General features: G+C 71.4%; 12 protein-coding genes. 6 read left to right on the top strand and 6 right to left on the bottom strand.

Translation table 11 applies throughout. From position 1 onward, the window contains the following. Positions 1-30: 30 nt before the first annotated feature. The 3 genes from ACFZDE_RS04345 to ACFZDE_RS04335 are packed head-to-tail and all read right to left on the bottom strand — an operon-like array spanning position 31 to position 2,482. A complete protein-coding gene (locus tag ACFZDE_RS04345; RefSeq protein ID WP_391197232.1) occupies positions 31-1,110 on the bottom strand; it encodes an ATP-binding protein in 1,080 nt (359 codons plus the stop codon). Next, the gene (locus ACFZDE_RS04340) at positions 1,103-1,777 is read right to left on the bottom strand and encodes a response regulator (RefSeq protein ID WP_391197230.1); all 675 of its coding nucleotides are present in this window, start codon (positions 1,775-1,777) and stop codon (positions 1,103-1,105) included. The genes ACFZDE_RS04345 and ACFZDE_RS04340 overlap by 8 nt, the downstream gene beginning before the upstream one ends. A 9-nt stretch (positions 1,778-1,786) precedes the next feature. Next, a complete protein-coding gene (locus tag ACFZDE_RS04335; protein WP_391197227.1) occupies positions 1,787-2,482 on the bottom strand; it encodes a VanZ family protein in 696 nt (231 codons plus the stop codon). A gap of 128 nt (positions 2,483-2,610) precedes the next feature. Here ACFZDE_RS04335 and ACFZDE_RS04330 point away from each other — a divergent pair, with 128 nt between their 5' ends. Beyond that, complete coding sequence (locus ACFZDE_RS04330) at positions 2,611-3,135, top strand: ATP-binding protein (protein ID WP_391197225.1); 525 nt, start codon at positions 2,611-2,613, stop codon at positions 3,133-3,135. On the opposite strand, the gene ACFZDE_RS04325 is transcribed toward ACFZDE_RS04330, so the two are convergent. Further along, entirely contained in the window at positions 3,122-3,592 is a 471-nt protein-coding gene (locus ACFZDE_RS04325) for an ATP-binding protein (protein WP_390990034.1), read from the bottom strand. The two genes, ACFZDE_RS04330 and ACFZDE_RS04325, sit on opposite strands and share 14 nt — an antisense overlap. 169 nt (positions 3,593-3,761) lie before the next feature. Here ACFZDE_RS04325 and ACFZDE_RS04320 point away from each other — a divergent pair, with 169 nt between their 5' ends. Then, positions 3,762-4,127 (top strand): anti-sigma factor antagonist, encoded by a 366-nt coding sequence (locus tag ACFZDE_RS04320; protein ID WP_390990037.1) that lies wholly within the window; start codon positions 3,762-3,764, stop codon positions 4,125-4,127. 161 nt (positions 4,128-4,288) lie between these two features. Here ACFZDE_RS04320 and rph read toward each other — a convergent pair whose 3' ends face one another. After that, on the bottom strand, positions 4,289-6,904 hold the full coding sequence (gene rph / locus ACFZDE_RS04315) for a rifamycin-inactivating phosphotransferase (protein ID WP_391197477.1): 2,616 nt from the start codon (positions 6,902-6,904) through the stop codon (positions 4,289-4,291). Positions 6,905-7,160: 256 nt separating this feature from the next. Beyond that, on the bottom strand, positions 7,161-7,676 hold the full coding sequence (msrA, locus tag ACFZDE_RS04310; RefSeq protein WP_391197223.1) for a peptide-methionine (S)-S-oxide reductase MsrA: 516 nt from the start codon (positions 7,674-7,676) through the stop codon (positions 7,161-7,163). Between the two features lie 364 nt (positions 7,677-8,040). Here msrA and ACFZDE_RS04305 point away from each other — a divergent pair, with 364 nt between their 5' ends. From ACFZDE_RS04305 to ACFZDE_RS04290, 4 genes are all read left to right on the top strand, one after another. Continuing rightward, complete coding sequence (locus tag ACFZDE_RS04305) at positions 8,041-8,568, top strand: hypothetical protein (RefSeq protein ID WP_391197221.1); 528 nt, start codon at positions 8,041-8,043, stop codon at positions 8,566-8,568. 397 nt (positions 8,569-8,965) lie between these two features. Beyond that, positions 8,966-11,095, top strand: a complete 2,130-nt coding sequence (locus ACFZDE_RS04300; RefSeq protein WP_391197219.1) for a hypothetical protein — start codon at positions 8,966-8,968, stop codon at positions 11,093-11,095. A 94-nt stretch (positions 11,096-11,189) separates the two neighbouring features. Continuing rightward, positions 11,190-12,707 carry a GT4 family glycosyltransferase PelF gene (gene pelF / locus ACFZDE_RS04295; RefSeq protein ID WP_391197216.1) on the top strand — a complete coding sequence of 506 codons (1,518 nt, stop codon included), beginning with the start codon at positions 11,190-11,192 and terminating at the stop codon, positions 12,705-12,707. After that, the gene (locus ACFZDE_RS04290) at positions 12,704-14,122 is read left to right on the top strand and encodes a hypothetical protein (RefSeq protein ID WP_391197215.1); all 1,419 of its coding nucleotides are present in this window, start codon (positions 12,704-12,706) and stop codon (positions 14,120-14,122) included. The genes pelF and ACFZDE_RS04290 overlap by 4 nt, the downstream gene beginning before the upstream one ends. Positions 14,123-14,150 lie beyond the last annotated feature (28 nt).

Below are 14,150 nucleotides of genomic sequence, written 5' to 3'. Positions count from 1 at the left end.
CCACGCGGGGGCTTGCCCGGACCCCGCCGGCTACGACGTGCCGGGAAACCGGACCGTGGCGACGAGACCGCCGGCGGGGCGGGCGACGAGGTCGAGGGTGCCGTCGTGGGCACGGACGATGCTGTGCACGATGGCCAGACCCAGTCCCACACCCGCGTGCTCGTCGGTGCGTACGCGGTCCGTGCCGCGCCGAAAGGGTTCGGTGAGGGTCGGAACCAGTTCGGGTGACACCGGCGGGCCGGTGTTCTCCACGCGCAGCACGCTCTCGCCCTGCCGTGCCTCGGTGTGGACGGTCACGGTGCCGTCGGCGGGGAGGTTGTGGACCACGGCGTTCTGGACGAGGTTCGTCACCATCCGCAGCAGGAGTTCCCTGGAACCGCCGGCCGGGGCCGCCCCGCCGGTGACGTCGAGCGTGACCCGGCGCTGTTCGGCGAGTGGCAGCAGCGTCTCGGCGGCCTCTTCCGCGACGAGGGAGAGGTCGACGTCCTCGCGGACGAAGGCCCCGCCGTCGCTGCGGCTGAGCAGCAGCAGCGCCTCGGTGAGGCCGATCGCGCGCGCGTTGACGGCTTCCAGGCGTTCGAGGAGTTCCTCGCGGTCGCGTGTGGGGTCCTTGCGCGCGACGTCGAGCAGCGTCTGCGAGATGGCCAGCGGCGTACGCAGTTCATGGGAGGCGTTGGCGGCGAACCGCCGCTGCTCGGCGACGTGCGACTCGAGTTGTTCGAGCATGGTGTCGAAGGTGTCGGCGAGTTCGCGGAACTCGTCCTGGCGGCCTTCCATGCGGATCCGGTGGGACAGCGACCCGCTGCCCGCCGTCCGGGCCGCCTCGCTGATCCGGGTGAGCGGCGCGAGCATCCGGCCCGCGAGGACCCACCCGCCGACGAGGCCGAGCACCAGCAGCAGGCCCATCGCCACGGCCGCTGCCCGACCGAAGATGCGCGAGAGGAGGTACCGGTTGGGGGAGATCCACAGCAGGCCTTGGTCGTTGTCGGGTACATAGCGCAGCAGGTAGAGCCACACCACGGCCAGCAGGACGGCGCCGGTGACGAGGACGAGTCCGGCGTAGCTGAGGGTGAGTCTCAGGCGGGCGCTGAGTCCGGGGCGTCTACGCACGGGCGCCGCCGGTGTCGATGCGGTAGCCGACGCCCGGCACCGTGACGATGACCCACGGCTCGCCGAGCCGCTTGCGCAACGCGGAGACGGTGATGCGGACGGCGTTGGTGAAGGGGTCGGCGTTCTCGTCCCAGGCCCGCTCCAGCAGTTCTTCGGAGCTGACGACTCCGCCTTCGGCGGCGACGAGGACTTCGAGCACGGCGAACTGCTTGCGGGTGAGCGCGACATGACGTCCGTCGCGGAAGACCTCCCGGCGGAAGGGGTCGAGGCGCAGGCCCGCGATCTCTTGGACGGGGGGCCGGGCGGACGCGCGTCTGCGGTCGAGGGCCCGCAGACGCAGGACGAGTTCGCGCAGCTCGAACGGTTTGGTGAGGTAGTCGTCCGCGCCGAGTTCGAATCCGGACGCCTTGTCGTCGATGCGGTCGGCGGCGGTGAGCATGAGGATCGGGATGCCGCTGCCGGAGGCGACGATACGCCGGGCGATCTCGTCGCCGGAGGGGCCGGGAATGTCACGGTCGAGGACGGCGAGGTCGTAGGAGTTGACGCTGAGCATCTCCAGGGCGGCGTCGCCGTCGCTCGCGATGTCGGCGGCGATCGCCTCCAGCCGCAGCCCGTCCCGGACGGCTTCGGCCAGGTAGGGCTCGTCCTCCACGATCAGTACACGCATGTCCGAAGCCTAGGTGGCGCGGCATACCGCCGACGTATGAGAACTCTGCCCGGGGGTGCGCCACCAGCGGCGCGACGCCAGGGCGGCCAGCACGGCGCCGGTGGCGTTCACCAGGACGTCGTCCACGGAGGACACCCGGTCCAGTCGCAGGACGTACTGCGCGGTTTCGACCAGGACCGAGCAGCCCGCCCCGAGGGCCAGGACCCGCGGCAGCGACGCCGTCGCCGCGAACCGCATCGGGGCGAAGAAGCCCAGCGCGGCGAAGACCAGAAGGTTGCCGCCGATGCCGAGCGGGCCCATCGTGGCGAGGTCCCGCAGGGGTACCAGGCTCACCCGGGCGGGCACGGTGCCGGCTCCGCCGCCCGGCATCATGGTCATCCACAGGAACGGCACCGTCCCGTAGACCATGCCCACCTCGGCCAGCGAGATCCGCCAGGGCGACATGACACCGGCGGCACCGCGGAGGCGCGCCAGCGCCCAGGCCACCATTGTGGCCAACGGCAGCCCTGCCAGGGTGAGGAGCACGACACCGTTGAACGTGTCGAAGCAGCCGTGCCAGCGGGCGGACATGCACGCCGGAGCGGACATCATGAGGGGCCCCCGTACGACGAACAGGGCGCCCGCCAGGCCGAGGACCGCCAGGACGAGGAGCACGATGCCGCGTGTGCGGCCGGGCGTTGTTGACGGGGTCGTGTCGTGAGTCATGCCTCCATTGCAGGGGCGGGGCCGTTGCCGTGGCGTATGCGCCTTTCGATACGCCGGCGATACCCCACGGCGAGGCGGAAGACGACGGACCTGCCTCGAACGCGCTCGCGCGGCGCTAGCGTGGGGCCATGATCGTATGGCTCAACGGCACCCACGGCGCGGGCAAGACGACGACCAGTGCGCTCGTGCAGCAACTGCTTCCGGATTCACGGGTGTTCGATGCCGAGAAGGTCGGCGAGACACTCATGGACATCAAGCCGGGGCTGCCTTCGACGAACAACTTCCAGCACTGGCCACCGTGGCGGCCCCTGGTGGTCGAGACGGCCCGACGCGTCCTCGACTACACCGGCGGCACTCTGGTGATGCCCATGACCGTCCTGGTCGAGGAGTACTGGCGCGAGATCAGCACGGGCCTCACCGAACACGCCATCGAGGTACGGCACTTCGTCCTCCACGCCGACCAGGTCACACTCCGGCGGCGCATCGAGGGAGACACCGTCATGGGCCCCTCCTCGTTCCGCCTCGAACACCTGGAGCCCTACGCCGAGGCGGCCCGCACCTGGCTGCACGACGAGGCCGAGGTCGTCGACACCACCCACCTCACGCCCCCGGAAGCCGCGCAGCGAATCGCAGAGTCCGTCAAGAGGGGGTGAGCTTGGGACCTGAGCCGTCGGACAGCGGGATGCGGGCCGTGATGCGTTTGCCCGTTGTCTCTCTGCGTACCGCGAAGGTCTCGGCCACGGCCTTCACGATCTCCAGGCCGTGCTGCCCGACCCTGTTGGGGTCGGCGGGCCGGGGCGCGGGCATGGTGGGGTCGCTGTCCCGGACGGTGATCTCCACTGCGCGGGCGGTGACACTCAGGTCCAGCAGGACGGGGCCCGGGGCGTATTTGCGGGTGTTGGTGACGAGCTCGCTGACCACCAGCGCGGTGAGGTCCCTCGCGCGGGCGGAGACGGGCAGGTGCTGTTCGGCGCTCGCCCGGTCGAGGAACGCGGCGGCGTGCCGGCGGGCGTCCGCGATACAGCTGTCGTCTCCGTCCAAGGCGTAGCCGACGCGCAGGAGATGCTCGCCAGGCGTCGTACAGCCGTCACCGTCGGCATCAGGTTTCACTGGCCTCGCCCTCACTCCCCGTTCCTGCGCGCCGGTACCCGTTTCGCCGCCCTGCATGCCCGGAGGGTGTTGTTCGGCACAGCCGCGTGGGTGCATCCGGGCGGGGCGGTGGGGCAGAATCGAGTGCGCACATCCTGACCGGGCAAGCCTAAGCACATTTGAGGAGACGGTGTCCCAGCTCGAGGAAGCGGACCGGCCGAGCCGGCTCCAGGCCGAACACCACATGACCGAAGGCGTCCGTGTCGTGACGCTGCGCGGCGAGATCGACCATGACGTGCGGGAGGTGCTCAGTGAAGCGCTGCTGGTCGCGGACGGTGCGCTCCCGCCGCGGATCGTCGCGGATCTCAGCGGCGTGACGTTCATGGACTCCAGCGGCATCAACGTCTTCGTCGCCGCCCACCAGCAGGCGAGCCGCGCGGCCGGCTGGGTGCGCATCGCCGGAGCCCAGGAAAGCGTCCTGCGTGTCCTCCAACTGGTCGGCGTGGACACCCTCATCCCCTGCCACCCCACGACGGAGCAGGCCCTGATCACCTGACCGGTATCGGTGGGCCCGGATCTGCCCGGCGTGCACGAGGGTGCTCGGGGCGGTTCCGCTGAGGCACCCGCCTGCCGCCACGGCGAGCAGGCAACGGCAGATCATTCGAGGGGGCGCCGCATCTGAGGGGGCGCCCCCATCAGGGGCCGGACTCGTCCGGGTCAGGACAGGATCTCGACGTACCCGTCGCTGCCGTGCACACGGATCCGCTGGCCGTCGCGGATCAGCCGGGTGGCCCGGTCGACGCCCACGACGGCGGGCAAGCCGTACTCGCGTGCGATCACCGCGCCATGGGTCATCAGGCCGCCCACCTCCGTCACGAGACCCGCGATCCCGACGAACAGGGGCGACCAACTGGGGTCGGTGAAGACCGTGACCAGGATGTCGCCGGGCTCGAGGTCGGCCTGCCCCATGTCGAGCACGACGCGGGCCCGCCCCTCGACGGTCCCGCCGGAAACCGGCAGGCCGGCCAGGGCGCCGTCCGGCACGTCGTCACGCCCGTACGCCCCGTTGACCATCTCGCCCTCCGAGGTGAGCACCCGGGGCGGTGTGAGCGACCGGTGCGTCGGGAAGGTCTCCTTGCGCTGCCGGACGAGCCGGTCATCCACCCGGTGCGAGCGAACGGCGTCGCGCAGTTCCTCGAACGTGAGGTAGAAGACGTCCTCCCTGTCCGCGATCACCCCGGCCCGTACGAGGCGTTCGGCCTCGGCCAGCAGGGCCTGCTTGTAGACGAAGTAGCGGCTGACGATGTCGTACTTCGGGTACTCCCGGTAGCCGATGAAGGTGCGGACCCGCTCGATCATGCGCTCTGTCTCGTCGGCTTTGCTCTCCCCGCCGGGCAGCGACCGCAGGCGGGTCAGCACGTCCTGCTTCTTCTTCCACGCCTCCTGCCGGCCCTGCTCGAAGCGCCGCTGGGCGGCGCCGGGTTCGAAGTTCCGGACGTTGTCGAGGATGGCCGGCACGAGGGTGCTGGGGCTCTCGCGCCAACGGGGCCTGGTGATGTCGATCTCTCCGGCGCAGCGCATGCCGTAGCGGTCGAGATATCCCTCGATGGCGTCGCGGGCCGTGATTCCGCCCGCGTACTTCGGCAGTTCGTCCAGGAAGCCGTCGTCCTCGACGCTCCGCAGGAAGGCCACCACTTCCGGATGGGGGCGGATCGCGTCCGCGACGTCGAGCAGCGCGAGGCCCATCTCCGAGGTGACGTTGCCGGGGGCGGAGAGGGTCAGCGTGTCAGCCGCGTTCTTCTCCCCCAGCCATGCGTGCAGGTTGTCGTTGAGCCACCACGTGGCTTCCATGCCCGCCATGATCGCCTGATGGCTGAGCGGATCGGTGAGGATGCGCTTGTGCTCCTGGAAGGCCTCCTCCAGGAAGTCGAACAGGGCGGGCCCGGTCTGTGTGGCGATGTCGCGCCGCAGTGCGGCGATGGACGCCTGGCTGCGTTCGATCAGCCCGTCGACGAGGGCCGGATCGGTCTCGATCGGGGCGGGCGCGCCGCCGGCCGGGGGTCCGGCGGGGGCCGGGTCCGGGAGCAGGGGGAGGAAGCCGTCGCGGTCGAGAACGGTTTCCAGCGCGTTCCTGGTCAGGGGATCGCCTCGTCCCACGAGGTCCAGGAGGCCGGCGCGGCTCGTGGGGGTGGAGAGGACTCGGGTGGCGTCGACGAACAGTCGCCCGCCGGCCTCGGTCATCGGCGCCATGGCCGTCAGCTTCCACATGGACAGCCCGAGGGGCTTCATGGCGTCGGTCATCATCTGCTGGTGACCGACGGAGACGTAGACGCGACGGCCCTGGTCGGCGGCCTCGGGGAGGGGGAACAGGGTGGTGATGGGCCTGCTCTGCACGATCTGGAAGTCGTCGTCGCCCAGGCACCATTCGATGTCCTGGGGACGGCCGAAGTGTTCCTCGATCCGCCGCCCGAGCTGGACGAGCCGCAGGACCTGGGCGTCCGTCAGCGCCGGCTGCTCCTGCCGCCGCGCGTCGATCTCCACCTGCTGTGTTCCGCCGGTAGGGAGGGCGTGGACGGCACGCTGTTTGGCGGCGATGGTCTTCGCGACGACGTCGCCGTGCCGCACCTTGTAGACGTCCGGGTTCACCAGGCCGGAGACCAGGGCCTCGCCGAGACCGAAACCGGCGTCCACGGTGGCGACCTCGCGGTTGCCGGTGACGGGGTCGGCCGTGAAGAGGATGCCCGACGCGTGCGGGAAGACCATCCGCTGCACGACCACGGCCATGTCGACCGTGCGGTGGTCGATGCCCTGGCGCTGACGGTAGGTCACGGCCCGCTCGGTGAACTGCGAGGCCCAGCACCGGCTGACGTGCCGGAGGATCGCCGCCGGGCCGACGACGTTCAGGTAGGTGTCCTGCTGTCCGGCGAAGGATGCCGTCGGCAGGTCCTCCGCGGTCGCGCTGGACCGGACAGCGCAGGGGGTCCGCTCGCCGAGCCGGGACAGGGCGCGGGTGATCGCCGCCGCGAGATCGTCCGGGACGGCGGTCTCCTCGATGGTCCGGCGCATCCGCGCGCTGAGGGTGCCGATCGCCTCCCGGTCGTCGGGGCCCAGGCCCGACAGCTGATCCAGCAGTTCCTCGGCCGTAGGCACCTGCGCCATGATCTGCCGGAAGGCGTGCGTCGTGACGCAGAAGCCTCCCGGTACGCGGATGCCTTCGATCCGCGCCAGTGCCCCCAGGTGCGCACCCTTGCCGCCGACGAGCCCGAGCTGTGTCTCGTCCACCTCTTGAAGATCCAGCACGTACTGCTCGGTAAGCGCGGCCTGCTCGGCCATCGCGTCCTGCTCGGCCATCGCGTCCTGCTCGGTCATCGCGTCGGTCGTCGCGACACCTTCCGGTTCTTCCGCACCGCTGGTCGAGCTCGTCCCGATCTTCGACACACGCACCTCGTGTCCCCGTTTCCGCAGGTAGTGGGCTTAGGCCGACGATTCTGCGCCGAGACCCGGGCCTTGCCGCAAGCCCCCCGGTGCGCTATAAATTAGGAGAGGCAAGGAGATATCTCCTTGCCTCTGTGCTTTCCGGACCGGCCGTTCAGGCCTGTTCGCGCTTCGGCAGCCGCCAGTTCGGGCGCGGGAAGTGGCAGGTGTAGCCGTCCGGATAGCGCTGGAGGTAGTCCTGGTGCTCCGGCTCGGCGTCCCAGAAGGGACCCGCCGGCACCACCTCGGTCACCACCGGCCCCGGCCACAGCCCGGACGCCTCGACGTCGGCGATGGTCTCCTGCGCGACCCGGCGCTGCTCGTCGTCGAGGTAGAAGATGGCGGAGCGGTAGCTCAGGCCGATGTCGTTCCCCTGCCGGTTACTGGTGGTCGGGTCGTGGATCTGGAAGAAGTACTCCAGGATCGCGCGGTAGTCGGTCACGGTCGGATCGAACACGATTTCGATCGACTCCGCGTGCCGCCCGTGGTCCCGGTAGGTGGGCCGGGGCTTGTCGTTGTCGCCGCTGTAGCCGACCCGGGTACGGACCACACCGGGCAGCGTCCGGATCAGCTCCTGCATGCCCCAGAAGCACCCGCCCGCCAGCAGCGCCCTCTCCTCGGCATCACTCATGGCGCATCACCTTTCCAGCCCGTGTCCGTCCCTGCGGAACAAGCCTCGCACACGCGCTCCCCTTGTCCCGTCACCCTCTCGACAGGGGACTGACGCTCCCGGTCGTGGTCGCGGGCGGGGAAGAAGGGCCGTCGCAACCGATACGCGCCAATGTCGTCCTTCGACGCCACGGAAGCGGTCGCCAGCGTTCCGCCAGCACGGTCACCCCGGACGGTGCCGACTGCCTGGGCGAATACCGATCCCACCGTGTCTCCATACTTTCGTCACACCTCGACCACACCGTGAACACTTCCAGCCGCGCGGCGAGGAGTACCCGCATCGTGGGGCAGACGCCCCGCCCGGGCCCTGCTTAGCCTCCCAGGCCATGCGATCAACCCTGATGAGACGTTTCGGCCTCACCGCCGTCCTTGCCCTCGCCCTCACCCTGTTCGGCCTGGCCCCCGGCGCGAGTGCGGCGGACCCGGCCCCGGCGGAGCTGACCTTCGCCACCGACAGCGCCACCACCACGCCCGGCGGCTCGGTCAAGCTGTCGATGACCATCAAGAACAACAACACCTACGACGTCTGGTTCGTGTACCAGACGATCGAGCCGACCTGGCTGACCACCCAGCGCCCCGACCTCAAGTACGGCTTCTCCGGGTGCAGCCTCACCACCGCCGACGGCGCCTCCCCGTGCGCCGGCACCGGCCCGGCCAACCTCGGCGGCAACTACGGCGCCACCATCCCGCCCGGTCAGAGCCGTACGGTCACCCTGACGCTGGACGTCGCCGCCGACTCCGGCTGCAACGGCAACATCGGCTTCTACTCGTACTTCTACGCCGAGTTCAGCGACTCCACGAACGTCAGCGGCGGCCCGGTGTACACGCCCGTGACACGCGTGCTCTGCTCCTGACACTCCGTCCGGAACCGACGGCGGTGACCTGAAAGCTTCCCCGGCCGGGCAACCGCCCCGGTCTGAACCACTGGCACTGCGACCGGCGGGCCCTACAGGCCCGCCGGTGCGTCGTTCAGGCCCCGGACCAGCACGCCGGGGCTCCACGCTCACCTGCTGCGACGTCGGACCATGACCGGGAATGGGTCATTTCGCTTTCGAACGGCCCCTGTTGGGCACCTGCGCTTTTCCGTCATGTTCCGCAACATGACCGCGAAATCTCCACACAGACATCACTATGTGACGCGAACGGATGCGTGACGAACTGGCTTCTGAGGGGGACGCCGGCGACACGCAAGGGGGTGCGTCCGCTCCGCGGAGCAGTACTCATCCCTGCCCGGGGAGGGGACCTCACCGCATGAAGCGGACCACACGCACCACCGTGCTCACGGTGGGCGCGCTCATCGCCGCACTGGGCCTGCCGGCCGGGGCGGCACACGCCGACACCACGCCCCGTATCGATCTGCGGGTGCTGGTGGTGAGCGACGGCGGCCCGTCGACCGATGCCATAGCCGCCGAACTGGCCGCGGCGGGTACGCCGTACACCCGGATCGACCTCACGCGGTCCGGCCGGACCGTGATCGACGCCGATTTCCTCGCGGACACCGTGGACGGCAGGCCGCGCGCCAAGTTCCAGGCCGTCGTGCTGCCCAACGACAACCCGTTCCCGGCCGGCTCGTCCGAGATGGCGGCCCTGGCGGCGTACGAGCAGACGTACGACGTGCCGCAGGTCGACGCCTACACCTACGCCCGTCCCGAAGCCGGTCTGCAGTACCCGATCAACGGCGGCTACTCCGGCAGCATCGACGGCGAACGGGCGGAAGTGACCGCCGCGGGCAAGGCGGGCCCCTTCGGCTATCTCGACGGGGCGGTGCCCTTCGAGGACAACGACCCGGCGATCGGCGAGAGTTACGCCTACCTGTCCAAGCCCGTGGCCGGGGCCGACTTCACGCCGTACGTCGAGGCGGCGATCCCCGGGCAGTCGGGCAAGGGCACGCTCGTGGGCGAATACCGGCACGACGGCCGACGCGAGCTGGTCGTCACCTTCGTCTACAACCAGTACCAGCAGCAGTTCCGGCTGCTGGCCCGCGGCATCGTGGAGTGGATGACGGGCGGGGTGCACCTGGGTGCCTCGCGGAACTACTTCACCGTCCACGTGGACGACGTGTTCGCGGCGGACGACCGGTGGAACAGCCGCCTCAACTGCACGCCGGGCGACGTCGACTGCACCGACCCCAGTGCGACGCCCGACCCGATCCGGATGACGCCCTCCGACGTCGACCACGCCGTCGACTGGCAGAACAGCAAGGACTTCACCCTCGACTTCGCGTACAACGGCGCGGGCAGTGTCGACCACCGCGAGGACAACAACGGCGCCGACCCGCTCGCCGACCGGCTGATCGCGCGGAGGGGGGAGTTCCGGTGGATCAACCACACCTACTCGCACCCCTTCCTCGGGTGTGTCCAGGACACGAGCGTGGTGCCGTGGAAGTGCGCGACCAACGCCGACGGCAGCACCCGGTGGATGAGCCGCGACGACATCTCCGACGAGATCGCCATCAACCGGGTGTGGGGCGCGAGCGCCGGACTGCCGCTGGTGAACGACGAGTTGGTGACCGGCGAGCACTCGGGCATGAAGGTCCTGCCGCAGCAGCCGGACGACAACCCCAACCTGGCGCTCGCCCTGGACGACAACGACATCGCCTGGCTCGGTTCCGACAACTCCCGTGAGCCCGGTCAGCGCCGGGTCGGTCCGTCCACGACCGTGCCCCGCTACCCGATGAACGTGTTCTACAACGCCGGCCGGGCGGCCGAGCAGGTCGACGAGTACAACTGGATCTACACCAGTCGCGCCCAGGGAGGCAGCGGCATCTGCGAGGACAATCCGGCCACCACCACATGTCTGCCGGCGCCGCTGGACACGGCCACCGGCTATGCCGGGCACATCGTGCCGCTGGAGACGCGGATCGCTCTCGGGCACGTCCTGGCCAACGACCCCAAGCCGCACTTCATCCACCAGTCGAACCTGGCCGAGGACCGCATCGCCTACCCCGTGCTCGACGGCGTCCTGGACGGCTACAAGGAGCTGTTCTCCGAGGACACCCCCGTGGTGAACCCGCGGATGCGCGACATCGGCACGGAACTGGAGCGCCGGGCGAAGTGGCGGACCGCACTCCAGGCCGGAGAGGTCACCGCCTACCGCATCGGCGGCACGGTGACCGTCGACGCACCGGGCGGCTTGGCGGTCACCGCGACCGCTCCCACCGGCACCACACTGGCCGGGGCCGCGTTCGGCGAGGCCTACGCCGGATCGGTGTCCGGCTGGACGCCCGCCACGGGCGCCCCGCTCACCCTCACCCTGCCGGCCTCCGCGGCGGCCCCGGCCGACGGCTCCGCCACCGAGACCGCCCCGGTCACCGAGCCGGCCCCGGACACCCGGGTCCCCGCGGGCGTCAGCGACCCGGTGGGTCACGGCACAGACGGCTGAACGGCGCATTCGCGTACGACCCGAAGGTCCTGGCCGCCCGGCGGTGGCCAGGACCGGCCCGAACCACCCCACACCTCAGCCGTGGAGCACAACGATGCCCGTTCCCCAGGGCGCGCGACGTACCGGAGCGACGCGCGTCACCCTGCTCACCGAAGGCACCTACCCGCACTCTCACGGAGGCGTCAGCGTCTGGTGCGACCAGCTCGTCCAGGGCATGCCCGACCTGGCCTTCGATGTCATCGCCGTCACCGGCACCGGACGCGAGCCGGTCGTCTGGGAGCTGCCCGCGCACGTCGCCGGCGTGCTGTCCGTCCCCATGTGGGGCGCCCCGCCCGAGGGCCGCCCGCCCCGGGGCCGGTCCCGCAACCAACTCGCCGCCGCCTACGAGCGGTTCCTGACCGCGCTGCTCGACCCGCGCGCCGAGGACGGGTTCGCGCCCGCCCTGTACGCGCTGGCCCGGGCCGCTTCGGACGGGACGCTGAGCCCCTTCCTGCGCACGGACCGGGCGATCGCGATCCTCACCGCGCTGTGGAACCGCCCCGGTCTCGCCGTACGCGAGGCGCGGCCGACCCTGCACGACGCACTCACCGCGACCGCCCTGCTGGAACACGCCCTGCGCCCCCTGGCCGCCCCGGCCCCCGAGAGCGGGGTCGCGCACGCGGTGAGCGGCGGGGTCGCTGTCCTGCCGGGCCTTGCCGCCCTCGAACAGCACGGCGTTCCGCTGCTGCTGACGGAGCACGGCGTGTATCTGCGCGAGCGCTACCTCGGATACCGCACCGCCCCCTACCGCTGGCCGGTGAAGGCCGTGGTCCTCGGGTTCTTCCGGCTGCTCGCTCAGGAGAGCTACCGCCGGGCCGCCCTGATCACGCCGGGCAATCGCTACAACCGGCTGTGGGAGGAGGAGGGCGGCGCCGACCCGGAGTCGATCCGCACGGTCTACAACGGTGTCGACCCCGCCGCGTTCCCGGCGGCCGGGCCGGAACCCGACTCCCCCACCCTCAGCTGGGCGGGCCGCGTCGACCCCATCAAGGACCTGGAGACCCTGATCCGGGCCTTCGCCCTCGTCCGGGACCGGCTCCCGCACGCGCGGCTGCGGCTGTTCGGCGGGACGCCGCGCGGCGGGGAGGCCTACCGGGAGCGCTGCGAGGCGCTGGCCGCCGAGCTCGGGCACGCCGACGCCGTCACCTTCGAGGGGCGCGTCGACGACATCAAGGACGCCTACGCCGCCGGGAACGTGGTGATGCTCTCCAGCATCAGCGAGGGCTTCCCCTTCACCCTGATCGAGGCCATGTCCTGCGGACGGGCCACCGTCTCCACGGACGTGGGCGGGGTCCGCGAGGCCGTCGGTGACACCGGGCTCGTGGTGCCGCCGCGCGATCCGGCGGCGATGGCCGCGGCGGCGCTGGAGCTGCTCGGGGATGCCGGGCGGCGCAGGGCGATGGGTGAGGCGGCCCGGCTGCGGGTCATCGAGCAGTTCACCCTCCGGCAGACCATTGACACGTTTCGGTCCGTCTATCTGGAACTGGCCCATCCGGCACCGGAGCCGACGGTGGTAGCGCCGTTCGGGCTGTCCGCGCCGGTCGTCCACGGCACCGGAAGCCTCGCGCTGTGAGCGGGCCGATATCCCTCGAACCCGGGGGCGCCGAGCAGGACACACTGGCCATCCGGCTGGCCGGTCACCGCCCGCCGCGCCGCCGGCCGCGCTGGGCCCTGGACGACACCACGCTCGCCATCCGGCTGCCCCGGCAGGGCCCCGACGAGGCGGCGGTCAGCGAACTCGCCGCCGAGCTCGCCGACCGCATAGGCCCCGCCGTCCACCCCTACGAGGTGGCGGCGCTGCTGGAGGCGGAGGGACTGTCCGCCTCCCTGATCAACGAACGCTACGGCCACCCGAACCTGTTCTCCCTGGCCTCCGCCCTCTACGAGCGGGTGCCGCGCACCTTCCCCGAGCCCGCCCCGGCGGCCGATCCGTGGCGTCCCGACACGCTGCGCTGTCTGCTGCGGGGTGTGCTGTTCGCCCTGCCGGGACTCGCCTACCTGCTGACCGCGCCGCTGTGGAACGCCGGCGGGTACGCCCCCGCCCTCATCGTGGCCGGGCTGGTCTCCTGGGCGTGGGGGCAGGGGCTCGGCCACCGCGCGCACCTGCGGATGGCCACCGGGCGCCGGGAGGCGGGCCGTACGCTCCTGTTCGGCGCGCCGGTGGGAGCGGTGCTGGCCACGGCGATCGCCGCGCTGCCCGCCGGCGGCGGGCCGGTGACCCTGGTGGCGGGCGCGCAGTCGGCGTACCTGGCGGCCGCCGGTGTCCTGCTGGTGCTGGGCCGGGAACGGCTGCTGCTGGCCGCGCTCAGCCCGCTGCTCGCGGGTGCGGCCGTCCTGCCGTGGTGGGAGCCCGGCCCCGCGCTCCGGGCCGGGCTGCCCCTGCTGGCGCTGCTCGCGACGCTCACCGTCACCGGCTGGGTGCTGCGGGGTGCCCTCGGCGTCCCGGCCGTCACCGACGCGACCCGGCCGCGACTGCTGTGGTCGCTGCCGTACGGCCTGTTCGGGCTGGCCGCCGGGGTGCTGGTGCTGCTGGAGGGGCGGGAGGAGCCGTACGCGGTGATCGTGCTGACGTTGAGCATGGGACCCGCGGAATGGCTGCTGTACCGCTACCGGGGGCTGTCGGTCGCCGCGCTGCGGGCCACCGCCACGCCCGCCGGGTTCCTGCTGCGCTCGGCCGGAGTCCTCGGCCTGTGTCTGTGCGCGTATCTCGCACCGCTGCTGCCTGCGGCCCTGCTCACCGGTGCCGACCCGGTCGCCCTGCTGCTGCTCGCCGCCGTGCTGTGGACGGCGCTGCTGCTCCAGGCGTTCGGGGCGGCCTGGCCGTCGGCCGGGATCTGCCTGGCGGCTGCCGGCGGGGCCGGAGCGGTCGTCCTGTTCCGGCTGCCACCGGGCAACGCCCTGGCCCTGCCGCTGGCCTGCGGCACCGCCGCCCTGTGTCTCGCGGGGTGCGCGCTGTGGCTGCTCGGCAGGCCCGCACCGCACGCCTGAGCCCCACCCCGATTCTCCGCTCTCCTCC

It is taken from the genome of Streptomyces sp. NPDC007929 (assembly GCF_042959065.1).
In the GTDB taxonomy this organism is placed as follows: domain Bacteria; phylum Actinomycetota; class Actinomycetes; order Streptomycetales; family Streptomycetaceae; genus Streptomyces.
This window is presented reverse-complemented; position numbering and strand designations above follow the sequence as displayed.

Excerpts from the sequence above, each read along its gene's own strand:
- rph (WP_391197477.1), bottom strand. The coding sequence starts at position 6,904 with ATGGCCGAGCAGGCCGCGCTTACCGAGCAGTACGTGCTGGATCTTCAA.
- ACFZDE_RS04300 (WP_391197219.1), top strand. The coding sequence starts at position 8,966 with ATGAAGCGGACCACACGCACCACCGTGCTCACGGTGGGCGCGCTCATC.
- ACFZDE_RS04305 (WP_391197221.1), top strand. The coding sequence starts at position 8,041 with ATGCGATCAACCCTGATGAGACGTTTCGGCCTCACCGCCGTCCTTGCC.
- ACFZDE_RS04340 (WP_391197230.1), bottom strand. The coding sequence starts at position 1,777 with ATGCGTGTACTGATCGTGGAGGACGAGCCCTACCTGGCCGAAGCCGTC.
- pelF (WP_391197216.1), top strand. The coding sequence starts at position 11,190 with ATGCCCGTTCCCCAGGGCGCGCGACGTACCGGAGCGACGCGCGTCACC.
- ACFZDE_RS04330 (WP_391197225.1), top strand. The coding sequence starts at position 2,611 with ATGATCGTATGGCTCAACGGCACCCACGGCGCGGGCAAGACGACGACC.
- msrA (WP_391197223.1), bottom strand. The coding sequence starts at position 7,676 with ATGAGTGATGCCGAGGAGAGGGCGCTGCTGGCGGGCGGGTGCTTCTGG.
- ACFZDE_RS04335 (WP_391197227.1), bottom strand. The coding sequence starts at position 2,482 with ATGACTCACGACACGACCCCGTCAACAACGCCCGGCCGCACACGCGGC.